This is a genomic window from Sulfitobacter sp. HGT1 (assembly GCF_013282155.1).
Taxonomy (GTDB): domain Bacteria; phylum Pseudomonadota; class Alphaproteobacteria; order Rhodobacterales; family Rhodobacteraceae; genus Sulfitobacter.
The window spans coordinates 298,143-321,877 of record NZ_BLWI01000001.1; the positions used below are offsets into that span (position 1 = coordinate 298,143).

Consider the following 23,735-nt stretch of genomic DNA (forward strand, 5'->3'; position numbering starts at 1 on the left):
TCCTTATGCTGTGGCATTCGCTGCACAGGTGACACTTGGATGGCCTCGCGGCAATTCACATATTCATGAATTACCATACGTTCACGAAATGGTTATTCTGTTTCCTTGGCCGCGGCCTTTTTAGCCGGCGCTTTCTTCTTTGCAGCGGGTTTTTTAGCAGCAGGCTTCTTTGCAGCGGGCTTTGTGGCTGCCGCTTTCTTGACCGGTGCCTTTTTGGTCGCCGCTTTGCGCTTGGCCGGTGACTTGGCCAGCTTTTCCTCGATCAACTCGACAGCGCGTTCCATGGTCAGATCGGCAGGCTCGATTTCCTTGGGCAGGGTCGCGTTGACCTTTTCCCATTTCACATAGGGCCCGTATTTGCCTTCCATGATATGCACGTCGCCGCCCAGATCAGGGTGTTCGCCCATCTCGCGGATCGGTTTCGCCGCCTTGCCACGGCCACCACGGCTGGCGACTTTTTCGGCCAGCAATTGCACAGCACGGTTCATGCCAACGGTAAACACTTCGTCCAACCCTTCGAGGTTGGCATTTGTGCCGCCGCGATCCGATGTGCTGGCCGCGTGTTTGATATAGGGGCCGTAGCGTCCGATGTTGGCCCAAACCATAATCCCGTCTTCGGGGTGGGGGCCAATCTCGCGCGGCAATGAAAGCAGCATCAAGGCGCGGTCCAGCTCCAGCTCCTCTGCGGGCCAGTCTTTTGGCACAGACTGACGCGGCGGCTTTTTGTTTTCTTCGGTGACGGGCCCGCGCTGGACGTAGGGGCCAAAGCGGCCTTTGAACACGCGAATTTCGTCACCGTTGTCTTCGCCCAACAGCTTGCCATCCGGCGGGATCGCAGATTTTTCCGCTTCGGGGTCTGGCGGGCCAAAGGGGCGCGTATAGCGACATTCAGGGTAGTTGGAGCAGCCAATGAATGCGCCGCCCGAGCGTGCGGTGCGCATCGACAAACGACCGACCTCGCAATTGGGGCACAGACGCGGGTCTTTGCCATCTTCGGTCGCCGGGAAAAGATGCGGTTCCAGAACCTCGTTGATCTTTTCCAACACCTCGGTGATGCGCAGATCGGCTGTCTCGGCAATCGCTGCCGAAAAATCTTTCCAGAAACGGCTTAGAACGTCTTTGTAATTCGCATCAGCAGCACTGACCTTGTCCAGCTGGTCTTCCAGATCGGCGGTGAAATCATAGCCGATATATTTGCGGAAATAGTTTTCAAGAAACGCGGTAACCAGCCGGCCTTTGTCCTCGGGGAACAGACGGTTGCCTTCCTTGCGGACATATTCGCGGTCCTGGATGGTGGTGACGACGCTTGCATAGGTCGATGGCCGACCGATCCCCAACTCTTCCATACGCTTGACCAATGTCGCTTCGGTATAGCGCGGCGGCGGTTGTGTGAAATGCTGTTCGGGCGTGACCGACCGCTTGTCCATCTTGTCGCCCTGATTGATCTGGGGCAGGCGCTTGTCGTCCTCGTCCACCACATCGTCACGGCCTTCCTCGTAGACCCGCAAGAAGCCGTCGAATTGCACGACCTGACCGGTGGCGCGCAGGCCGACCTGTTCATCCTTGCTGCCGATTTCGACAGTTGTCCGTTCAAGACGGGCGCTTTCCATCTGACAGGCCAGCGTGCGCTTCCAGATTAGATCATACAGCTTGCGCTGGTCCGGTTCGGTCAGTTTCAGCGCGGCGGCATCCTTGGACATGTCCGTGGGCCGGATACATTCGTGCGCTTCCTGGGCGTTCTTGGCCTTGTTTTTATAGATACGCGGGGCCGATGGCACGTATTCCGCGCCAAACCGGTCTTTGATCGCATCTCGGGCCATTGTCATCGCCTCGGGGGCCATGTCGATACCATCGGTCCGCATATAAGTAATGTGACCGGCCTCATACAAACGCTGGGCGGTGCTCATGGTCTGGCGCGCACCCATGCCGAATTTGCGGCTGGCCTCTTGTTGCAGGGTCGAGGTCATGAAGGGGGCCGAAGGGTTCCGGCTGGCGGGCTTTGCCTCGACGCTCGTGACCGTAAGATCGCGGCTGGTGATCGCCTGCACTGCCATTTCGGCCTGCGTGCCATTCGCCAGATCAAAGCGATCCAGCTTTTTGCCGGCAAGGGTGACAAGGCGTGCTTCGAATTCCTGGCCGCGCGGGGTGGCGACCAATGCTTTCACGCTCCAATACTCGCGGTTGCGGAACGCTTCGATTTCCATTTCGCGCTCTACGATCAACCGCAGTGTCACCGATTGCACGCGACCTGCCGATTTCGCACCGGGCAGCTTGCGCCACAAAACCGGCGACAGGTTAAAGCCGACAAGATAGTCCAGCGCACGCCGGGCCAAATAGGCTTCGACCAGTGGCATGTCGACCTGGCGCGGGTTTTTCATCGCTTCGGTCACGGCGGATTTTGTAATCGCGTTGAAAACAACCCGGCTGACCGGCGTATCCTTCTTGATCGATTTGCGGGCAGTCAGCGCCTCTTGCAGGTGCCAGCTGATCGCTTCCCCTTCGCGGTCGGGGTCGGTCGCGAGGATCAGTTCGTTATCGTCTTTCAACGCGTCGGCAATTGCTTTGACGTGCTTTTTGCTGGTCGAAGCGACCTCCCAAAGCATTTCAAAATCATTGTCCGGATCAACCGACCCATCTTTCGGAGGAAGGTCACGCACGTGACCGTAAGACGCTAGAACAGTGTAGTTGCTGCCCAGGTAAGAGTTGATCGTTTTGGCCTTGGCAGGTGATTCGACGACAACAACTGGCATAAATTTCCGTACCTTGGATCAATTGAAATAGGTCTGCTTGTGCTGTGACATGTGGCGTAGCGGTTGTTTTGTCAATGCGCAGGTCGGGCGAAACTAGGCCGCTTGCCGGCCAGTGGCACAAGGCGGGCTGACTTTGGGGGGCAGGATTATTCCAAACCTACTGCCCGGTACCAATGTTCGTTTTAGGAGAATCGGGGGGAGGTGTTTCGCGGAATGCGCGTTAGGAGCTTTGGATAAAACCGCCCTTAGGCACGAGAGACAAGACCACCGGGCTGGCGTCGCACATGGCCTTCCAGCTCAAGATCGATCAGGACGGGCGCAACCTTGGAGGAGGGGGTGTTTAAATCCCTGATCAATTGATCCTCGGCGATGGGGCTGGGCCCCAGCCGCGACAGGATTTGCAGATGAAGCGCCGCAGTTTCCCGAAGCGTTCTTCGCGGGGCGGGGGCTTTTTCTGCTGCCGCAAGATCAAGCTCGGGCTGGGCGGGTACCGACAAACATGCTTTTCCCAGAACCTCGATAACATCTGCGGCATTGCGCACCAAAGCCGCGCCATCGCGGATCAGCATGTTACATCCGGCTGCGCGCGCATCAAAGGGGTGACCGGGCACGGCCAGCACGTCGCGGCCCTGATCCAAGGCATCGCGCGCGGTGATCAGGCTGCCTGATCTGGCAGCGGCCTCTACCACGATGGTTGCGCGGCTTAATCCGGCGATGATCCTGTTCCGGCTCGGAAAATGGCGGGCCATCGGTTGCAGGCCCATGGGTTGTTCTGAAACGCGCAGGCCCGTCTTGGCGATATCCTGGGCCAGTTGGGTGTTTTCGGCGGGGTACATCACGTCAACGCCGCCCGCCTGAACCGCAATCGTGCCAGTGGCAAGCGCCGCCAGATGGGCCGCCGCATCAATACCGCGCGCCAGCCCTGATACGACAACGAAACCGGCCTCGCCCAAGCCTTGGGCCAGTGCCTTGGCCATGCGCGTGCCCAGCGAGGATGCATTCCGCGCCCCGACCATTGATATTGTGGGGCGGTTTAACAGCTGGGTATTGCCAATCACCCAAAGGAAGGGGGGCGCATCGTCAAGTTCAGCAAGGGTTTGTGGGTATTCCGCAGTGCCATGCATGATCAGACGCGCGCTTGCGTCTTTGCCAGCACGCAGTTCGGCGCGCACCACCCCTTCGGGGCAAACCTCGTAATTCGCGACGCCCGCGGCGCGCGCCACCGTCGGCAGCGCGGCCAGCGCATTCTGCGCAGTGCCATGTTCGGTCAGCAGTCGTTTATACGTCGAAACGCCAACCCGGCGCGAGCGCAACAAACGAAGACGGGCAAAACATTCGTCTTCCGAGGTGGGTGGGATTGGGGGGTGAGTGGAAGAAGGATTGTGGTCCTTGTCAGTCATCCCGTATCTCCGTCTGTTGCTAGAATCAGGTATAGGCAGACCTGGTTAACAACGGATGAAGGCTTCCCCGCCCATTTTTGTCAAATAGGGCGGGGACCGTCTTTTATGTCGCTGCACCGCCAACGGTAAGGCCACCGATCATCAGTGTCGGTTGCCCCACACCGACTGGCACCCATTGCCCCGCCTTGCCGCAATTCCCCATGCCGGGGTCCAGCGTCGGATCATTGCCGATGGCGCGGATCTGCTTGAGCGCGGTTGCGCCGTCGCCGATCAATGTTGCACCTTTCACCGGTGCCCCGACGATACCGTTTTGAACGCGATATGCTTCGGTACAAGAGAACACGAACTTGCCGTTGGTGATATCGACCTGCCCGCCGCCAAATCCGACAGCATAGATGCCATCCTTGAGGTCGGCCACGATATCACCCGGCGCAACATTGCCGCCCAGCATATATGTGTTGGTCATGCGCGGCATCGGAATATGCGCATAAGATTCGCGCCGCCCGTTGCCGGTAGACTGAACCCCCATCAGGCGCGCGTTCTGCCGGTCCTGCATATAGCCGACCAATACGCCATCTTCGATCAGGGTGTTTTTGGCCGAAGGTGTCCCTTCGTCATCAATGGTGATCGACCCGCGGCGGTCCGGGATGGTGCCGTCATCCAGAACTGTCACCCCTTTGGCGGCAATCTGCTGGCCCATGAGACCTGCAAATGCACTCGACCCTTTGCGATTGAAATCACCCTCAAGGCCGTGGCCGATGGCCTCGTGCAGCAAAATACCGGGCCAGCCCGGGCCCAACACCACGTCCATCATGCCCGCAGGCGCAGGGACAGCATCAAGGTTCACGCAGGCTATGCGCAATGCCTCGCGGGTTTTGGCCTGCCAATCCGCGCGATCAATCAACCCGTCCAGCCCGACACGTCCACCGCCACCGGCACTCCCGCTTTCGCGTCGTCCGTTTTGTTCGACAATCACCGACACGTTAACGCGGGTCATGGGGCGGATATCGCGCACCGAAATGCCTTCGGGGCGCAAAATCTCGACTTCTTGGATGGATGCCGAGATGGAAGCGGAGACCTGGACGACCCGTTTATCCAGGCTGCGGGCAAAATCATCGATTTCACGAAGCGTTTCGACTTTTACAGAAAAACTTGCCCCGGCGATTGGATCTTCGTCGGTATAAAGGTGACGGTTGGTTGCAACCGGCCCGTCAGCCCATGTGCCGCCCCCGTCACCGACGGCCAGTCGCGCCGTTTCGGCAGCGCGGCGCAATGCAGATTCGGTGATCTGGGACGAATGCGCATAACCCGCAACTTCACCGCGTACTGCACGCAGGCCAAACCCCTCAGAAGCATCATAGCTTGCGGTCTTGAGGCGGCCGTCATCAAACATCAGCCCTTCGGAGCGGCGGCGTTCAAAGAACAGCTCTCCGTCATCAGCGCCCGCGACCGCATCTTTCAGAATTGAAAGGGCCGCGTCACGGTCAAGGTCACCCTCAAACGGGTTAAAAGGTGGTTGGCTCATCAAGATGTTCCCTGAATCGTGTTAAAAAGATCGCTTCGCGTCTGTTTGACGCAAGCAGAAGTCTTTATCTTGAAGTTAGAATATGATTGTAAGCGTACAGATTACAACGGCGCGTGGTCCGAAACGGCACATGCCGGTAGGATTCGATATCAATGGTCACAAGATCAGGACGACATATGAAACATCTTCTTAAACTTTCAGGTCTCATGGCCGCCTTCTCTGCAGCTCCCGTGTGGGCGCAGGAAAACCTTCGCATCGATGGTCTCGAAATCATCGGCGAACCTGTAGACGCTCAGATGGGCTTTCAGCCCGCTGTGACACGTGTTGCACAGGATATTCACGATCTCGATTACTTGATCCTGGTGATCATCACCTTGATCACCTTGTTCGTGACGGCCCTGATCCTTTGGGTCGCGTTCCGTTACAATAAAAAACGCAACCCGACCGCAGCGTCCTTTACGCATCACACCCCGGTCGAGATCGCCTGGACGATCGTGCCGATCCTTATCCTTGTTCTGATCGGTGCCTATTCGCTGCCGATTCTTTTCCGCCAGCAGGAAATCCCGCAGGCTGACCTGACGATCAAGGCAACAGGCAACCAGTGGTACTGGTCCTACGAATATGTTGACGACGGTTTCGGCTTTGACAGCTACATGATCGGTGCCCCGGCACTGGGTGGCGAAAACCGCAAAACACCCGAAGTCATCGCGGAGCTGGAAGCAGCCGGTTACACCGAGCAGCAGTTCCTTTTGGCAACCGACACATCCGTTGTGATCCCAGTGGGTAAAACGATTGTGGTTCAGGTGACCGGCTCCGACGTGATCCACGCTTGGGCAATGCCGGCATTCGGCGTAAAGCAGGACGCGGTTCCGGGTCGTTTGGCTGAAACATGGTTCAAGGCCGAAAAAGAAGGCGTTTACTTTGGCCAGTGTTCCGAGCTTTGCGGCAACGCACACGCTTACATGCCGATCACGGTAAAAGTCGTATCCGAAGCGGCCTATGCTGAATGGCTGGGCAAAGCGAAAGCTGAATACGCAGGTATCGCGCAGCCTTTGACCGTCGCTTCGAAGTAACGAAATGTAAAACGTCGGGTCGCGCGTTGCGTGGCCCGACCTTTGTATATGAGTTTTGACATGGCAGACACCAGTACAACAACTTCTGGCGACTACGAGGCACAACTGGGCGATTACTTCGCGCTGTTGAAGCCGCGCGTCATGCAGTTGGTCGTTTTCACAGCGCTGGTTGGCATGTTGGCCGCACCTGTTTCTGTACATCCGGTCGTCGCTTTCGCGTCGATCCTGTTTGTTGCGATTGGCGCGGGCGCGTCGGGGGCATTGAACATGTGGTGGGATGCCGACATCGACGCCATCATGCGCCGCACAGCAGGCCGCCCGATCCCTTCGGGCCGCGTTCAACCGGGCGAAGCTTTGGCCATTGGCGTTGCGCTGTCCGGTTTGTCCGTGATGATGCTGGGGCTGGCCGCGAATTTGCTGGCAGCCGGTATGCTGCTTTTCACAATCCTGTTTTACGCCGTTTTCTACAGCATGTGGCTAAAACGTGCGACGCCGCAGAACATTGTTATCGGCGGTGCCGCCGGTGCGTTCCCGCCTGTCATCGGCTGGATTATCGCCACGGGCAGTTTCTCTGTCGAAGCATGGTTGATGTTCGCGCTGATCTTTATGTGGACGCCACCGCATTTCTGGGCGCTGGCGCTGTTCATGCGCAACGATTATGACGATGCAAAGGTGCCGATGTTGACCGTGACCCACGGTCGCCCCTCCACCCGCCGTCATATCCTTGCCTATACCGTTTTGCTGGTGATCCTTGCGATTGGCACCGGTTTCACTTCGATCGGTGGGCCGATCTATCTGGCGACAGCAGTGGTGTTGAACGCCCTGTTCCTGATCGGCGCTGTGCGAATCTGGAAGCGTAACGAAGACGACAGCGAAGCCGACAATTTCCTGGTGGAGCGCAAGTTCTTCCGGCTGTCGCTTTGGTATCTGTTCCTGCACTTCGGTGCGATTCTGGCCGAGGCGACCTTGCGTCCCTACGGCTTTGGAGGGTGGTCATGAGCATTCGAGTTGAACACGAGCTTCACACACGGCGCCGTGGCCGTAATCTGGGTATCGGTCTGATGCTGGGGGCATTCGTGCTTTTGGTCATGGTGCTGACCTTTGTGAAGATTACCAACATCGATTTCAACAACCTCCCCGGTGGCGCGATCCAGACGCAGGAGAGCAAGTAATGGCAATGTCCGGTCCGGCAAAAACGGTGGCGCAAACCGTGTCAGTCGTGGTGCTGATGGGCGGGCTTGCTTGGGCCTCCGTGCCTTTTTACAACTGGTTTTGTCAGGTCACCGGATTTGGCGGCACGCCTGGCCAGGTCAGCGCAAACGCCGGCGATATCCTGGATCAGACGATCAAGGTGCGTTTTGATGGCAGCCTGAATCAGGGCATGGCGTGGGAATTCAAGCCGGTCGTGACTGAAATGGAACTGCGCATCGGCGAGACGGGGCTTGCTTTCTATGAAGCATACAACCCCACGGACAAGCCGATTGCCGGTCAGGCGTCTTATAATGTGACGCCCTATGCCGCTGGCCCGTTCTTTGAGAAAATCGAATGTTTCTGCTTTACTGAGCAGGTGCTTGCCCCCGGCGAGCGTGTTCAGATGCCGGTCAGCTTCTTTGTTGATCCGGAAATCGTCAAAGACGTTGATGGCAAGTATGTACATACCATCACACTATCTTATACCTTCTATGAAATTGATCTGCCCGAGGGCTATGCCGCCCTTGATCAGGACAGCCAGACAAACCTGAATTAAGAAAAAGGTGAGGGACGCCACCATGGCCCATGAAAAGAACCACGATTACCACATTCTAGCGCCCTCCACATGGCCGCTGCTCAGCTCCTTGGCTGGCTGTGCCATGCTGGTTGGCATCATCCTGTGGATGCATGATATCACGCCATTCTTGTTCTTCGCGGGCTTGGCCGGCGTTTTGTACTGCATGTTTGGCTGGTGGTCCGAAGTTGTCGCGGAAAGCAAGATCGGCGATCACACCAAGGTTGTCCGGATCGGCCTGCGCTATGGCTTTATCCTGTTCATCATGTCCGAGGTGATGTTCTTTGTTGCTTGGTTCTGGACCTTCTTCAAAGAAGCGCTGTACCCGATGGATGCCTTCCCCGGCTCCACCTATGTTCAGCCAGACATCATCCCTGTCGACGCCTTTCACCTGCCGCTGATCAACACGTTGATTCTGCTGCTGTCGGGTTGTGCTGTCACATGGGCGCACCACGCTTTGGTACATGAAAACAACCGCAAGGACCTGATCTCGGGTCTGGCGATTGCCATTGGTCTGGGTGTGATGTTTACAGCGTTTCAAGCCTTTGAATATTACGAATTGATTGCCCATACCGGTTGGACATTCGGCGGCGATCTGTTCTTTTCCAGCTTCTTTATGGCAACGGGCTTTCACGGTTTCCACGTTCTGATCGGTACGATCTTTCTGACGGTATGCCTTATCCGCGCGATCAGAGGCGACTTTACCCCAGAACAGCACGTCGGTTTCGAAGCGGCGGCATGGTACTGGCACTTTGTTGACGTGGTATGGCTGTTTTTGTTCTTCGCCGTCTACATGTGGGGCATCTAAGCTTCCCACCTGCTTGCAAACCTGCACGCAATCACTAAAAGCAACGGGCGCGCTAGGGGAACCTTGCGCGCCTTTGCCTTGAAGTTACCTCGTTGTAACCAACCTCAAGAGAGCCTTATGCGCCGCACGCTATTCCTGCTGATTATCGGCCTTGGGGGGGCTGCAATCCTGATCTCGCTCGGGGTCTGGCAGGTTCAACGGCTTGCTTGGAAACAAGCGATCATCGCTGACATCAATGCACGGATCATCGCAACACCCGTCGCTTTGCCCGACACTGTCGATCCGCAATCTGATGCGTATCTGCCGGTTGTTGCTGACGGTGTCATCGGGGATGGCGAAATTCACGTGCTGGTTTCGCAAAAGGACGTAGGGGCCGGTTACCGCATTATCGCCCCGTTCGATTTGCAGGACGGCCGCCAGATCATGGTCGACCGCGGTTTTGCCCTTGCCGATACCAAAGACACCGACCGCGCCATTGGTCCGGCGACCATCATCGGCAATTTGCAATGGCCCCAGGAAACCGACGGCTATACGCCCGCACCCGATATGAACGCCAATATCTGGTTCGCCCGCGATGTCGATGCAATGGCCCGTGCCTTGCAGACCCTTCCGATTCTGCTGGTGGCGCGGACCAGTTCACCTGATGACCCTAATGTGAGCGCCTTGCCTGTGGATACTGCTCGTATCCCGAATGACCATCTGCAATACGCCATCACCTGGTTTTCTCTTGCCGCCATCTGGCTCGGCATGAGCCTCTTTTTCCTGCGCCGCCGCGGCGCGTCCAAAGCCGAAAGCTGACCTTCTTATGCGTTATGTCTCTACTCGTGGATCTGCCCCCGTTCTGAATTTCGAAGAAGCGTTGCTGACAGGGCTTGCCCGTGACGGCGGGCTGTATGTGCCTGAAACCATCCCGACCCTGTCGCGCGAAGACCTGGCCGAGATGGCAACGATGTCCTACGAGGACGTTGCATTCAAAGTCATGCGCCCCTTTATCGGCGACACGTTCACAGATGCCGAATTCAAGCAGTTGATCGCCAATGCCTATGCAGGGTTTAATCACACGGTGCGCGCGCCATTGGTGCAGCTGGATCAGGGGCATTTCCTGCTTGAGCTGTTCCACGGCCCGACCCTTGCGTTCAAAGATTTCGCGATGCAATTGATCGGCCAGATGTTTCAGGCCGTGTTGTCGCGCAAGGGCGACCGCGTGACCATCGTCGGCGCGACCTCTGGCGATACAGGGTCCGCCGCGATCGAGGCATTTCGGGGCTTGGACAATGTCGATGTGTTCATCTTGTACCCGCATGGCCGCGTGTCCGACGTGCAGCGCCGCCAGATGACCACCCCATCCGAAAGCAACGTGCACGCCTTGGCGCTGGACGGTGATTTCGACGATTGTCAGGCCCGCCTCAAGGATATGTTCAACGACCACGAATTCCGCGATGGCGTGAAACTGGCCGGAGTGAACAGCATCAACTGGGGCCGCGTTTTGGCGCAGGTCGTCTATTACTTTACCGCCGGTCTGGCGATGGGCGCGCTGGACCGCAAGGTCAGCTTTACCGTACCAACCGGCAACTTCGGCGATATCTTTGCAGGCTACATCGCCCGCGAGATGGGTCTGCCGATCGCCGACCTCGTGGTGGCGACAAACCAGAACGACATCCTGCACCGCTGCCTGACCACAGGTGGCTATCACAAGGGCGAGGTTCATCCGTCAATCAGCCCGTCGATGGATATTCAGGTCAGCTCCAACTTTGAACGTGCGTTGTATTTCGCCTATGGGCAGGACAGTGACGCGATCAACGGCTTGATGGATGATCTGGCCAAAGGTGGCTTTGACGTGGGCGACAATGCCCTGCGCGATCTGAAAAACACCTACAAGTCCGGCCGTGTCTCGGAAGAGGAAACATCGGCCACGATCAAGGAATTTTACGCCAATACAAACGAACTGCTGTGCCCGCATTCGGCCATCGGTGTCCGTGTGGCCCAAGCGCTGCGTGATCCGGCGACGCCGATGATCACATTGGCCACAGCGCATCCGGCAAAATTCCCCGATGCGGTCGAAGCCGCAACCGGTGTGCGCCCGCCATTGCCAGCCCATATGGCCGACCTGTTTGATCGCGAAGAACGCATGACCCGTGTGCCGAACGATCTGGCAGCCCTCAAAGACATGATCAAAGGGGGCATCAGCCAGTGAGCCTGCAGCAACATCGCCTGTCCAACGGGTTTCGCATTGTAACCGAACACATGCCGGGTCTGGCTTCTGCCTCCATCGGGGTGTGGGTCACCGCAGGTGCGCGCCACGAGACACCCAATCAGAACGGCATCGCGCATTTCCTTGAGCATATGGCGTTCAAGGGGACAGCCAAACGCACATCGCTGCAAATTGCCGAAGCGATCGAAGACGTTGGCGGCTATATCAATGCCTATACCTCGCGCGAGGTGACGGCCTATTATGTGCGTGTGCTGGAAAACGACGTGGCCCTTGGGCTGGATGTGATCGCGGATATCCTGCGCAACCCTGTGCTGGATAAAAACGAGATCGAGGTCGAACGCGGCGTGATCCTGCAAGAGATCGGTCAGGCGCTTGATACACCGGATGATGTGATTTTTGACTGGTTGCAGGAAGAGGCGTATCCAAACCAGCCGCTGGGCCGCACCATTCTGGGCCCCCATGAACGCGTTTCCAACTTTACCCGCGAAGACCTGTCGGGCTTTATCGCGCAGCATTACGGCCCTGAACAGATGATCCTGTCAGCGGCAGGGGCGGTGGATCACGACGAAATCGTACGGCTGGCGGAAAAGCTGTTCGGTGACATGCCACAAAAGCCGTTGTTCGATGTGGATGCGGCAAAATTTTCGGGGGGTGAAATCCGCCAGATCAAACCGCTTGAGCAAGCCCATTTCGCGCTTGGCTTTGAATCCCCCGGCTACCGCGCCGATGATATCTATGTCGCACAAATTTACGCCTCCGCGCTTGGGGGCGGTATGTCGAGCCGCCTGTTTCAGGAAATCCGCGAAAACCGCGGGCTGTGCTATACGATCTTTGCTCAGGCGGGGGCCTATGCCGACACCGGCATGATGACGATCTATGCGGGCACCAGCGGCGAACAGCTGCCTGAACTGGCCGGCATCACCATCGACGAGATGAAGCGCGCGGCATCTGACATGTCACCCGCCGAGGTCGCCCGCGCACGGGCGCAGATGAAAGCCGGATTGTTGATGGGGCTGGAAAGCCCGTCGAACCGTGCCGAACGGCTGGCGCGTCTTATCCAGATTTGGGACCGTATCCCGCCGCTGGAAGAAACGATCGCGCAGATTGATGCCGTGACCACAGGCGATGTGCGCGATTTTGCCCAGACAATGGCGGCCACCGCACCGGCAGCCTTGGCCCTATATGGCCCGGTCGACGCCGCACCAACCCTCGAAGCCCTGCAAGAGCGTCGCGCCGCCTGATGATCCTGGTCAGACGGAAACTCGCAATCGAGACGGAGCGGCTCACCTTGCGCGCTCCGATCCATTCGGATTTCCGCGCCTGGGCCGCATTGCGCGCCGACAGCATCGACTACCTCAGGATGTGGGAACCCTCCTGGGCCAGCGATCATCTCTCGCGCAAGGCCTTCACTAATCGTGTCTATTGGGCGTCCCGCTCGGTTTCGGGGGGCACGGCGTTGCCGCTGTTCCTGATCCGGCGCAAAGACAATACGCTGATCGGGGCCATCACCCTTGATAACATCCGCAGAGGGCCGGCGCAGGCTGGAACGCTTGGCTATTGGACTGGCGAAAGCTTTGCCCGCCGTGGCTATATGCGCGAGGCGATCGAGGCGACAGTGCACCACGCGTTCACGCGGCTGGACCTAAGCCGGATCGAAGCGGCCTGCCTGCCGGAAAACGCCGCCTCTCGCGGGTTGTTGGAAAAGACCGGCTTCAAATACGAAGGCGTCGCGCAAAGCTATTTGCAGATCGACGGCCGCTGGCGCAATCACGTGCTTTATGCACAGCTGCGCAATGACAGACGTGGCAAAACAGCCGTTGGTTGATTTCGGGCCCACCCCCGCAGAAACCTGATCGGCAAAAAGAAAGGGGGCCGAAGCCCCCTGATCTCAAACCGATGCGATACGATCTTTACCGACGACGATCGCGACGCGCGCTCATCGGTTGGAACGCGACACCAACATGCGCCTCGCAATAGGGCTTGCCTTGCTGCACGGGCAGACCGCAGAACCAGAAATCATCCGTAGCAGGGTCACCGACCGGCCATTTGCATGTGCGCTCTGTCAGATCCATCAGGCCGATCTTCTTCGACTTCTTCTCGATCTCGCTGACCTTTGCCAGGGCCTCGGGGCTGATTTCGTTCGCCGACGGTTGCGGGGGCAGGGGCTGACCCGCCGGAATGATCTTGGCACGTGCAGGCAGGTTCGGCCGGGGCGCGGGGGCGGCTTCGACTTCTTCCTCTTTCGGTTCGGCCTTCGGCTTGGCAGCAGCCTTTGCGGCGGGCTTTGGCTTTGCCTCTGCCTTAGGGGCAGCGGGGGCCGCGGCACCGGTTGTTGTGCGGTTTGACAGGCCAAGACGGTGAACCTTGCCAATCACGGCATTACGGGTGACGCCGCCCAGTTCTTTTGCTATCTGGCTGGCAGATTGGCCCTCGCCCCACATTTTCTTCAAAATCTCTACGCGGTCATCAGTCCAAGACATTTGGCGTCCTTAGCTAAAAAGCGGCCCCATTCCGGACCGCCTTGGAAAATCTCAAGGCCCTATACTAATCACTGACAGCTTGGGTGCAAGGCGCGAAGCAGCGATTGGGCGGGTTGTCGTACTATTCGGGGCCTTAAAAACACATCAAAACTGATCGCTTTGGCATAAACTGACCGCAAACCGCCCGGTGGGGCAAAGTTTGTACTAGGCAAAACGGCACTGTGGCAGTATCCAAACCCCATGATCAAAAACGCAGCCCATCTGTCGCGACGACGCCAAAGCTGACCTGGCCTAAGCACCCCTTCTTGGGGTGTGTCTGATCATATGCGGTAATAATCCGCAAAAACCCCCTGAAATCCATTGACCCTCTCCGCCTCTCATGGCCTTTTGTGGCTTTGATGCGGCCAACCCCATAAGGATGATCCTGATGATCCCATCTGTTCTGCCGACCTATTCTCGCGCCCCCCTCAGCTTTGTCAAAGGCGAAGGCAGCTGGCTGATCGAGGAAGACGGCCGCCGATTTCTGGATCTGGGGGCGGGTATCGCTGTGAACGCATTGGGCCACGCCCACCCTGCGTTGGTCGCCGCGCTGACAGAACAGGCCGGCAAATTGTGGCATACATCGAATCTCTATCAAATCCCGCAGCAACAGGCGCTGGCCGACAAACTGGTCGCCCTCAGCTTTGCCGATACGGTGTTCTTCACCAACTCGGGCACGGAATCCTGTGAACTGGCCGTGAAAATGGCCCGCAAGTATTTCTATGAAAAAGGTCAGCCGGACCGGGTTGATATCATAACCTTCTCCGGTTCCTTCCACGGGCGTTCGTCAGCAGGTATTGCCGCTGCCGGATCCGAAAAAATGACCAAAGGGTTTGGCCCGTTGCTGCCCGGCTTCGTGCATGTGGAATTTGGCGACCATGACGGGTTGCATGCCGCGATTACCGACACCACGGCTGCCATCCTGATTGAACCCGTACAGGGCGAAGGCGGAATCCGCCCGGTCCCCGACCAATGCCTGAAAGGTCTGCGCGATCTGTGTGACGAACATGGCATCCTTCTGATCATGGACGAGGTCCAGTGCGGCGTCGGCCGGACGGGCAAGCTGTTTGCCCATGAGTGGTCCGGCATCACCCCTGATATCATGATGGTCGCCAAAGGCATCGGCGGGGGCTTTCCCTTGGGCGCTGTTCTGGCGACCGAAGATGCGGCATCAGGCATGACGGCGGGCACCCACGGGTCGACCTATGGCGGCAACCCGCTGGGCTGTGCCGTCGGTAATGCCGTGATCGACATCATCGGCGACCCGGCCTTTCTGGCCGAAGTGAACCGCAAAGCCAGCCTGATCCGCCAAAAGCTCGAAGGCCTTGTGGCCAGCCATCCCGATGTCTTCGAAGCCGTGCGCGGCAGCGGCCTGATGCTCGGCCTCAAATGCAAGGCAATCAACAGCGATGTGGTCGCGGCGGGTTATCAACACGAAGTCATCACCGTCCCGGCTGGCGACAATGTGATCCGCCTGCTTCCCCCGCTCACCATCACCGATGAAGAAATCGCCGAAGCGGTCGCACGACTCGACAAAGCTGCAAGCAGCCTCACCCCTGCCTGATCTTCATTTTGCAGAATAAACTCCGGGGGGCTCGGGGGGCTGGCCCCCCGTCCTTTCAAACAGAAGAATTACCTATGAAACATTTTCTCGACATCAATCAAACCGATCCCGCCGATCTGCGCGGCATCATCGACAATGCCGCCGCAATGAAGGCGCAGCGCAACGGCCGCCCGCGCGGCGCGCCTGATGATGACCAGCCGCTAAAAGACCACATGGTCGCGCTGATTTTCGAAAAACCATCAACCCGCACCCGCGTCAGTTTTGATGTGGGCGTGCGCCAGATGGGCGGGCAAACCATGGTGCTGTCGGGTGCCGACATGCAACTGGGCCACGGTGAAACCATCGCCGACACCGCCCGCGTCCTGTCGCGCTATGTCGATCTGATCATGATCCGCACATTCGAGGAAGCAACCCTTCTCGAGATGGCGGAATACGCCTCGGTTCCGGTGATCAACGGGCTGACAAACCGCACCCATCCTTGCCAGATCATGGCTGATATCATGACCTTCGAAGAACACAGCGGCCCGATCAAAGGCAAGAAAGTCGTGTGGTCCGGTGACGGCAACAACGTCTTTGCCAGCTTTGCCCATGCGGCCAAGAGCTTTGACTTCGATCTGGTTTTCACCGGTCCGCCCACCCTTGATCCCGAAGCCGCCTTGAATGGTCTCTACACAATCGAGCGCGACCCGAACAAAGCCGTCGAGGGTGCCGATCTGGTGGTGACCGATACATGGGTCTCCATGCATGATCCGCAATCCGCACGCGAACGCCGCCACAACCAGCTGCGCGGCTATCAGGTCAATGATGCGCTGATGAACAAGGCAAAGCCCGACGCATTGTTCATGCACTGTCTGCCTGCGCACCGCGATGACGAGGTCACAAGCTCGGTCATGGATGGCCCGCGGTCGGTGATTTTCGACGAGGCCGAAAACCGGCTGCACGCGCAAAAGTCGATCATGCGCTGGTGTCTGGGCAAGTGACCGGCAAGCAGCCCGTCGTCGTTGCAGGTGCAGGGGCGATAGGCTGCTTTGTGGGCGGGCTTTTGGCGGCGCGCGGGCATGATGTGACGCTGCTCGCCCGCGCCCGCGTCATTGACCAGATCAACGAACATGGCCTGCAGCTGACCGATTTCGGCGGGATGGATCGCCGTATTCCAGCACAAGACCTGACGCTGACAGATAATCCAGCCTGCCTGAAACAGGCGGCGATTGTACTCGTGACGGTCAAGACATCAGACACAGCCGCGATAGCGCGGGAAATCCGTAAAAACACCCCCCGGAATACGGTTGTGATCAGCCTGCAAAACGGGATGGAGGCGGCACAAACCCTGCGGGATATTTTGCCGGGTCACGATGTGCGCGCGGGCATGGTGCCTTTCAACGTGGTACCCGTTGGCCCCGCGGCCTATCACCGGTCCACCAGCGGTGACATCGTGATCGAAGCGGGCCAGAAACCCCTTGCCGACCTCTTGTCGCAACCGGATCTGGTGTTTGTGGACAGCGGTGATATTGCAGCCGTCCAATGGGGCAAGCTGCTGATCAACTTGAACAATGCGTTGAATGCCTTGTCGGGAGTGACGCTTCAGGCGCAACTGCTCAGCCGCCCTTGGCGCGGCCTGATGGCAGCACAGATGACCGAGGCATTGAAGGTGCTAAAGGCGCATGGCATCCGGCCACAATCCACGACGCCTTTGCCATCAGAGTTGATCCCTTGGGTGCTGCGCCTACCTACGCCGATCTTCCAACGGATCGCCGCCAAGATGTTGACCATCGACCCGACGGCGCGCACCTCGATGTCCTATGATCTTGAGGCAGGAAAACCGACAGAGATTGACGCCCTGCAAGGGCTGATCATCACGATGGGTGCGGAAAAGTCGGTGCCCACACCGTTGTGCGCCCGCGTTCTGCACCACGTTAACCAAGCCCAAGCCGCAGGGCAGGGGCTGCCCTGTCTATCCCCGACTGATATTTGAAGGGGCAAGCGGCTTGGGGGATGATCAATTTAGGTAACGATCGAGGTCAGCAAGACAAAGATCAGCGCTGACATGGTTGCCGCTGCGGGAACGGTAATCACCCAGGCAGCGATGATGGTCATGAAATGCGACCGCCGGACCAGCTTGCGGCGGCGGCGTTCCTCGACGGCGATCCGTTTGACGTTACCAACGGTAGCATCAGGTTTGCGCAACCGGCGTTCCATGTGCCATTCGCGGTAAAAGCCCACACCGAACACGCCACCAACGGCGATATGGGTGGAACTGACCGGCAGCCCCAGCCACGACGCCACAATCACCGTGATCGCCGCTGACAAGGCCACACAATAGGCGCGCATCGGGTTCAGCTTGGTAATCTGGCTGCCGACCATGCGGATCAGTTTTGGCCCGAACAGGAACAACCCGAACGAGATACCAAAGGCACCGATCACCATGACCCAGGTGGGAATTGATACTTTGGCCTCGAAGCCGCCAAATTCAGAGGCGTGCACAATCGCGGCCAAGGGGCCAACCGCATTGGCCACGTCGTTGGCCCCGTGGGCAAAACTCAGCAAACCTGCCGAAAACACCAGCGGCAGACCAAACAGAACCTTGACCGATTTGTTGCGGTTTTCCAGCCCTTCGGAGGCGCGGAAAATGGCCGGGCGCGACACAGCGTAGGAGATAAGCCCCAGAACCAGCCCGATGAACAGGGCCATGCCCATATCGATGTGAACGATCTTTTTCAGACCCTTCAGCGCCAGATAGGTGGCGAAAACGCCAGCCATGACGCCGATCAGAATGGGGACCCACCGGCGCGAGGCGGCGATCTTGTCTTCCTGGTACAGGATTTTAGCTTTGATCAGCGCCAGAAAACCGGCGGCGACAACACCGCCCAAGACGGGAGAGATAACCCAGCTTGCGGCAATCATGCTCATGGATGACCAGTTGACGGCCGTAAGGCCGGCGGCCGCGATGCCCGCCCCCAAAACGCCACCGACGACCGAATGGGTCGTGGACACGGGCGCGCCGACCCATGTGGCCAGGTTGACCCATAGCGCAGAAGAAATCAGCGCGGCCATCATGGCCCAGATAAACACCTGCGAATCCGCAACCGAATTGGGGTCAATGATCCCCTTTGAGATGGTCGATACAACATCGCCCCCGGCCAGCAAGGCACCCGCGCTTTCGCAGATCGCCGCGATCAGGATCGCGCCGCCCATGCTCAGCGCTTTGGCCCCCACAGCAGGGCCCATATTGTTGGCAACGTCATTGGCCCCGATGTTGACCGCCATATAGGCACCAAAGGCCGCAGCGGCGATCACCACATAGTTGGAGGAGGAATAGCCAAGGAAAATCCCAGCAGAGAGCGCAGCAAGCACAATGAATGCCAGCGCTATCCCGAAACCGACCATCGGGCGTGCGGCATAGGTCGCGGCCTGTTCAACACGGGAAATGCGGTGCAAATCGGTGTCTAGGGTCTTCCACTGCTGGCCTTTGGGGGCGTCACTCATAGCTGCTCCAATCGTGATAATTGGCGCGTCCTGCCAGAAACGCGGCAGCTATACAAGTCAGACCGGAAAAACCGGACCGCTATCGGGGTGCAGTTTATAGCGACCGCAGAATTTCTTGGAGGTCGGGTTCGTCCACCAACTCGGCAGCTTCGGCGGGTGCGAACCATTTACGTTTGCGTTCATTCACCTCTGGGTACTCGTCCTCGAGGTTGCGCACACGCGTCAGATACACCTGCGCATTCACAGGCGTGGTCAGCCCGTGGTCCAGACGCTTGTTATAGTCGTAATACCCCATCGGTGCGCTCTCGATGTCGGCTTTTGAAACGCCGGCTTCTTCCCATGCTTCTTGCAAGGCGGCCTCGGCACCGTCCAGCCCGTCTACGGGCCAGCCTTTCGGCACGATCCACCGTCCGGTGTCGCGGCTCGTGATCAGCAACACCTGTTTTCCCTTGGGGGTTTCGCGATAGCATAGGGCGGCAACCTGCAGCCGTTTCGGCCGTTGCCACATAGGAAGGAACATGTCGCTCCACGCGCGTTTAAATACGTGCATCATCTTGGATCACCTGCCAAATAGGTCTGTTTTTTGATTTTATGCGTAATCAGTAAACGATTTTACAAAAGAAATCAATTCCATAGCCGAAAGGCCCCCACGGGCTGGTCAAGCCGGTCGGTGCTTGTGGCCATAAAACCATGTCTTTGACAAACTACATAAGCAGGGTCAGCCGCAAAACCAACCCTGACAAAACCGCTTTTGGGTCGGGGGCAACCGCAAAAAGCTAGCCCGCGAAGGGATCAACCGGATAGCCGACATGGGACAGGTACAACCCATGCGGCGGCGACACGGGGCCGCAGGCCTGACGGTCGCGCGCCTCAAGCATCGTTTTCACATCATCGGGGCGAAACGACCCTGCGCCGACCCGTTCCAGTGTGCCGACGAAACTGCGCACCTGATTGTGCAGAAACGACCGCGCACGCACATCGAAATGCAGCTCTGGCCCGCCAAGGGTATCGACCCATGTCATGTCCAGCCGGTCAACGGTTTTGATTGGGGTCATTGACTGGCAGATCGTTGACCGGAATGTCGTGAAATCATGCTTGCCCAGCAAATGGCTGGCACCTTCGCGCATGGCATCCAGATCCAGTGGTTTCTTGACGTTCCAGACCAACCCCGCCTGATGGGTCACAGGGGCCCGCCGCACGAGGATGCGGAAAAGATAGCGCCGTTCCTGTGCGGAAAAACGGGCGTGAAACGTCTCGTCGACCTGTACGCAATCCACGATCGCCACCGGATGCGGCTTCATGTGATAGTTCAACGCTTCGGACAGCCGGAAGGGCGTCCACTCGCGCGCCATCTCGCAATGGGCGACCTGCGCCATCGCGTGAACGCCTGCGTCCGTGCGCCCGGCGGCTGCGATATTGTGGTCGCGCGGTTCGATTTTGGCCAGCGCAGCCTCGATCACGCCCTGAACCGAGGGCACATCATTCTGACGTTGCCAGCCGTGAAACGGGCCGCCGTGGTATTCGATTTTCAGGGCATAGCGATACATGGCGCGGGCTTAGCGCGGGCGGTGGCTTCTGGCAATCCCTGCACCCCATGCTTATGTTCGGTTTCAACAGCAAGATAAGGCGGGCGCGGGCTTTGGTACTTTCAAAAATTGCCGATGGTATTTGGCGGCAGGTCGAAAATGTACAGGACGGCGTGTCCGAGGTGTTCTTTGAGCCGGTCATCCGTCTGGGCGTCACCGGATTGGCGCGGTCGGGCAAGACGGTGTTCATCACCTCACTGGTGGCGAACCTGCTGGACCGGGGCCGGATGCCGGGGCTGCTGGCCGCGTCCGAGGGCCGGATAGAGGCCGCATTCCTGCAACCCCAGCCTGATGATACCGTGCCGCGCTTTGATTATGAAAACCACCTGGCCGCGTTGACAGGCCCGACACCCCATTGGCCCGACAGCACCCGCGCGATCTCCGAACTGCGCCTTTCGTTGCGTGTGCGTCCCAACGGGCTGCTGGCGGGGTTTCAGGGGCCGCGCACGATCCATCTGGATATTGTCGATTACCCCGGTGAATGGCTGCTGGATCTGGCGTTGATGGATGTCGATTACGCAGAATGGTCCGCGCAGGTTCTCAAGCGGATCGGAAACCGCGAAGAGGCGGCAGGCTATCGCGCATTGGTCGCTGACACTGATCCCATGGCCAGCCTGAACGAGCCCACGGCCCAAACCCTTGCCGCCAGCTTTGCTGACTATCTGCAAACGGCGCGTGCCAATGGCTATTCCGATTGCACGCCGGGGCGGTTCCTTTTGCCCGGTGATCTGGCGGGATCACCTGTGCTGACCTTTGCGCCCTTGCCCGGTGGCGACGGCCCGCGCGGGTCGTTGCTGCGTGAAATGGCGCGGCGCTTTGAGGCGTATAAACGCAAGGTCGTGCAGCCGTTTTTCCGCGACCACTTTGCCAAGATCGACCGTCAGGTTGTGCTGGTCGATGCGCTTGGCGCGATCAATCAGGGCCCCCGTGCGGTCGAGGACCTGCGCGCCGCAATGAGCGAAATCCTCAGCAGTTTCAAGCCCGGTCGCAACGGGTTTCTGACGCAGCTCCTGCGCGGCAAACGGGTCGAAAAGATATTGTTCGCCGCGACCAAGGCCGACCATCTGCACCATTCCCAACACGCCAGCCTGACCGCGATCATGGAGGCATTGACCCGCGAGGCCCGCGACCGTGCGCGGTTCGCAGGGGCAGGCACATCCGCGATGTCGCTGGCATCGCTGCGCGCCACGACCGAGGCGTCGATGGAGCATGGCGGCGAAACCTTGGATGTTGTGCGCGGCAGCTTGCTTGAGACCGGTAAAGAGGCGGCTTTCTATCCCGGCGAGCTGCCCAAAGACCCCGCGCATCTGCTGAGCCCCGCACGGGCGGGGGCGGAAAAATGGCTGGATCAGGATTACAAAATCATGCGCTTTGCCCCGGCCAAGCTGAACCTGCGCCCCGGTGACGGGCCACCGCACATCCGGTTGGACAAGGCGGCTGAATTCCTGATCGGGGACCGGTTGTGATAAAACTACGCAGGGCGCGGGATATGGACGCCGGCACTGTTGGCGCGATCCTGTCGGAATTCGTGGATACAACGGCGTGGATGCCGCGGATACACAGCCGCGCCCAAGACATCGCCCATGCCGCGCGTATGATTGATTTGGGGCGGGTCCATGTGGCCGAGCAGGAAGGCGCAATTGTCGGGTTTTACGCATTGAACGGCGAAGATCTGGATGCGCTTTATGTTGCTGCGGCAAATCGCGGGCAGGGTGTGGGGGCAGCGTTGCTTCGCCATGCGCAAGACGCGGTGGACCGTCTGGCGCTTTGGACGTTTCAGGCCAATTCAGGTGCCCAGCGGTTTTATCTGCGCCAAGGCTTTGCAGAAGTGCAGCGTAGCGATGGCAGCAACAGCGATGAGAAATTGCCGGACATCAAATATGAATGGCAGCGGGGGGCGATGTAATGGCTAAGGGTCCGGTATTGTTTGATCTGGAAGAAGACGCGGCACCGCGCCCGTCTGTATCCGAGGCGCCGCCCGTTCCGGATGTCGGAATGGTCGCCCCCCAAGGTCAGGCGATGCAAATCGCGGCACGTCTGGCGGCGCGTAAACCGTCGAAACTGGTCAGGCTGTTCTGGTGGCTGCTGACGGCCTTTATCGGGGCGCTGGTGTCGATCACCGCGTGGAATTTCATCACCGGATTGATGGCCAGCTATCCGGTGATCGGGCTGGCAATGAGCGTTCTGATGGGGGCGTTGCTGGTGGTGGTCGCCCTGCTGTGCCTGCGAGAACTTGCGGCGTTCAGCAGGCTCGCGCGGCTGGACGGCCTGCACCACGACGTTGGCCAGGCCTTGGCGCAAGATGATCTGAAAGCGGCGCGGTCGGTGACCGACCGGCTGGTCGCGTTGTACAAAGGGCGCGAAGATACCCGCTGGGGCCGCGACCGGCTTGCCGAGCTGCGCGAAGATCAACTGGACGCACATAGTTTGCTGGCGCTGGCCGAGGCCGAATTGCTCGGCCCGCTGGACATCGCCGCCAGCCGCGAGGTCGAAGCCGCCGCGCGGCAGGTGGCAACGGTGACAGCGCTGGTGCCACTGGCGCTGGCCGATGTGGCCGCCGCCCTGACCAGCAACCTGCGCATGATCCGCCGTGTCGCCGAGATTTATGGCGGGCGATCGGGGTTTTTCGGGTCGTGGCGGCTGACGCGGGCGGTGTTGTCGCATTTGGTGGCGACGGGGGCCGTGGCGGTGGGCGACGACATGCTGGAGCCGATTTTGGGCGGCACGATGCTGGCCAAGCTGTCGCGGCGTTTTGGCGAAGGGCTGGTGAACGGTGCGCTGACGGCGCGGGTCGGTGTTGCCGCGATGGAAGTCTGTCGCCCGATGCCGTTTTCGCAAGGGCGCAGACCGAAGGTGCGCAGCATCATCAAGCGGGCCTTGTCGGGGTTGTTTGGCAAAGGATCGCAGGCGCAGGAGTGATCGGACCAACGGATTGGGGCGCTGCCCCAAACCCCGGGATATTTAAGAGCCAGAGAACGAGGGGCGTAGGGGCTTGTCGCTTCTGGGTGGGGGGCTTATAAGGCGCGTCATGAGCCGGATATCCGCGATCA

22 protein-coding genes are annotated in these 23,735 nt (G+C 58.9%); 15 read left to right on the top strand and 7 right to left on the bottom strand.

The genetic code is table 11. From position 1 onward, the window contains the following. Positions 1-92: 92 nt before the first annotated feature. The 3 genes from topA to tldD all read right to left on the bottom strand — a co-directional run bounded on the left by topA (position 93) and on the right by tldD (position 5,675). Positions 93-2,750, bottom strand: a complete 2,658-nt coding sequence (gene topA / locus HGT1_RS01430; RefSeq protein WP_176248193.1) for a type I DNA topoisomerase — start codon at positions 2,748-2,750, stop codon at positions 93-95. 245 nt (positions 2,751-2,995) lie between these two features. Further along, positions 2,996-4,150 (bottom strand): DNA-processing protein DprA, encoded by a 1,155-nt coding sequence (gene dprA / locus HGT1_RS01435; RefSeq protein ID WP_176248194.1) that lies wholly within the window; start codon positions 4,148-4,150, stop codon positions 2,996-2,998. Between the two features lie 103 nt (positions 4,151-4,253). Then, positions 4,254-5,675 (bottom strand): metalloprotease TldD, encoded by a 1,422-nt coding sequence (gene tldD, locus HGT1_RS01440; RefSeq protein ID WP_176248195.1) that lies wholly within the window; start codon positions 5,673-5,675, stop codon positions 4,254-4,256. Between the two features lie 176 nt (positions 5,676-5,851). On the opposite strand from tldD, the gene coxB reads away from it, so the two are divergent. The 9 genes from coxB (at position 5,852) to HGT1_RS01485 (ending at position 13,358) form a co-directional block, all read left to right on the top strand. Then, positions 5,852-6,748 carry a cytochrome c oxidase subunit II gene (gene coxB / locus HGT1_RS01445; RefSeq protein ID WP_176248196.1) on the top strand — a complete coding sequence of 299 codons (897 nt, stop codon included), beginning with the start codon at positions 5,852-5,854 and terminating at the stop codon, positions 6,746-6,748. A gap of 60 nt (positions 6,749-6,808) precedes the next feature. Continuing rightward, entirely contained in the window at positions 6,809-7,747 is a 939-nt protein-coding gene (gene cyoE, locus HGT1_RS01450) for a heme o synthase (protein WP_176248197.1), read from the top strand. Beyond that, the gene (locus tag HGT1_RS01455; RefSeq protein ID WP_176248198.1) at positions 7,744-7,920 is read left to right on the top strand and encodes a cytochrome C oxidase assembly protein; all 177 of its coding nucleotides are present in this window, start codon (positions 7,744-7,746) and stop codon (positions 7,918-7,920) included. Before cyoE ends, HGT1_RS01455 begins: the two co-directional genes overlap by 4 nt. Continuing rightward, the gene (locus tag HGT1_RS01460) at positions 7,920-8,495 is read left to right on the top strand and encodes a cytochrome c oxidase assembly protein (protein WP_176248199.1); all 576 of its coding nucleotides are present in this window, start codon (positions 7,920-7,922) and stop codon (positions 8,493-8,495) included. Before HGT1_RS01455 ends, HGT1_RS01460 begins: the two co-directional genes overlap by 1 nt. Positions 8,496-8,517: 22 nt before the next feature. After that, on the top strand, positions 8,518-9,321 hold the full coding sequence (locus HGT1_RS01465; protein ID WP_176248200.1) for a cytochrome c oxidase subunit 3: 804 nt from the start codon (positions 8,518-8,520) through the stop codon (positions 9,319-9,321). A 117-nt stretch (positions 9,322-9,438) separates the two neighbouring features. Further along, the gene (locus HGT1_RS01470) at positions 9,439-10,119 is read left to right on the top strand and encodes an SURF1 family protein (protein WP_176248201.1); all 681 of its coding nucleotides are present in this window, start codon (positions 9,439-9,441) and stop codon (positions 10,117-10,119) included. A 7-nt stretch (positions 10,120-10,126) separates the two neighbouring features. Continuing rightward, a complete protein-coding gene (gene thrC, locus HGT1_RS01475) occupies positions 10,127-11,515 on the top strand; it encodes a threonine synthase (protein ID WP_176248202.1) in 1,389 nt (462 codons plus the stop codon). Beyond that, the gene (locus HGT1_RS01480; RefSeq protein ID WP_176248203.1) at positions 11,512-12,774 is read left to right on the top strand and encodes a pitrilysin family protein; all 1,263 of its coding nucleotides are present in this window, start codon (positions 11,512-11,514) and stop codon (positions 12,772-12,774) included. Before thrC ends, HGT1_RS01480 begins: the two co-directional genes overlap by 4 nt. Continuing rightward, complete coding sequence (locus tag HGT1_RS01485; protein ID WP_176248204.1) at positions 12,774-13,358, top strand: GNAT family N-acetyltransferase; 585 nt, start codon at positions 12,774-12,776, stop codon at positions 13,356-13,358. Before HGT1_RS01480 ends, HGT1_RS01485 begins: the two co-directional genes overlap by 1 nt. Positions 13,359-13,443: 85 nt before the next feature. Here HGT1_RS01485 and HGT1_RS01490 read toward each other — a convergent pair whose 3' ends face one another. After that, a complete protein-coding gene (locus HGT1_RS01490; RefSeq protein ID WP_176248205.1) occupies positions 13,444-14,013 on the bottom strand; it encodes a GcrA family cell cycle regulator in 570 nt (189 codons plus the stop codon). 427 nt (positions 14,014-14,440) lie between these two features. Here HGT1_RS01490 and HGT1_RS01495 point away from each other — a divergent pair, with 427 nt between their 5' ends. The 3 genes from HGT1_RS01495 (at position 14,441) to HGT1_RS01505 (ending at position 17,588) form a co-directional block, all read left to right on the top strand. After that, on the top strand, positions 14,441-15,616 hold the full coding sequence (locus HGT1_RS01495) for an aspartate aminotransferase family protein (RefSeq protein ID WP_176248206.1): 1,176 nt from the start codon (positions 14,441-14,443) through the stop codon (positions 15,614-15,616). Between the two features lie 74 nt (positions 15,617-15,690). Then, entirely contained in the window at positions 15,691-16,596 is a 906-nt protein-coding gene (argF, locus tag HGT1_RS01500) for an ornithine carbamoyltransferase (protein ID WP_176248207.1), read from the top strand. Next, positions 16,581-17,588, top strand: a complete 1,008-nt coding sequence (locus tag HGT1_RS01505) for a 2-dehydropantoate 2-reductase (RefSeq protein ID WP_255200055.1) — start codon at positions 16,581-16,583, stop codon at positions 17,586-17,588. Before argF ends, HGT1_RS01505 begins: the two co-directional genes overlap by 16 nt. A gap of 29 nt (positions 17,589-17,617) precedes the next feature. On the opposite strand, the gene HGT1_RS01510 is transcribed toward HGT1_RS01505, so the two are convergent. The 3 genes from HGT1_RS01510 to truA form a co-directional block, all read right to left on the bottom strand. After that, positions 17,618-19,099 (bottom strand): inorganic phosphate transporter, encoded by a 1,482-nt coding sequence (locus HGT1_RS01510; RefSeq protein WP_176248208.1) that lies wholly within the window; start codon positions 19,097-19,099, stop codon positions 17,618-17,620. Between the two features lie 94 nt (positions 19,100-19,193). Next, the gene (locus HGT1_RS01515) at positions 19,194-19,652 is read right to left on the bottom strand and encodes an NUDIX hydrolase (protein ID WP_176248209.1); all 459 of its coding nucleotides are present in this window, start codon (positions 19,650-19,652) and stop codon (positions 19,194-19,196) included. Between the two features lie 223 nt (positions 19,653-19,875). Further along, positions 19,876-20,646, bottom strand: a complete 771-nt coding sequence (gene truA, locus HGT1_RS01520; RefSeq protein ID WP_176248210.1) for a tRNA pseudouridine(38-40) synthase TruA — start codon at positions 20,644-20,646, stop codon at positions 19,876-19,878. A gap of 92 nt (positions 20,647-20,738) precedes the next feature. Here truA and HGT1_RS01525 point away from each other — a divergent pair, with 92 nt between their 5' ends. From HGT1_RS01525 to HGT1_RS01535, 3 genes are read left to right on the top strand one after another with little or no spacing between them, the layout of a single operon-like run. After that, positions 20,739-22,151 (top strand): YcjX family protein, encoded by a 1,413-nt coding sequence (locus tag HGT1_RS01525; protein WP_176248211.1) that lies wholly within the window; start codon positions 20,739-20,741, stop codon positions 22,149-22,151. A gap of 23 nt (positions 22,152-22,174) precedes the next feature. Then, a complete protein-coding gene (locus tag HGT1_RS01530; protein WP_176248212.1) occupies positions 22,175-22,591 on the top strand; it encodes a GNAT family N-acetyltransferase in 417 nt (138 codons plus the stop codon). After that, positions 22,591-23,604 (top strand): YcjF family protein, encoded by a 1,014-nt coding sequence (locus tag HGT1_RS01535; protein ID WP_176248213.1) that lies wholly within the window; start codon positions 22,591-22,593, stop codon positions 23,602-23,604. Before HGT1_RS01530 ends, HGT1_RS01535 begins: the two co-directional genes overlap by 1 nt. Positions 23,605-23,735: the final 131 nt, after the last annotated feature.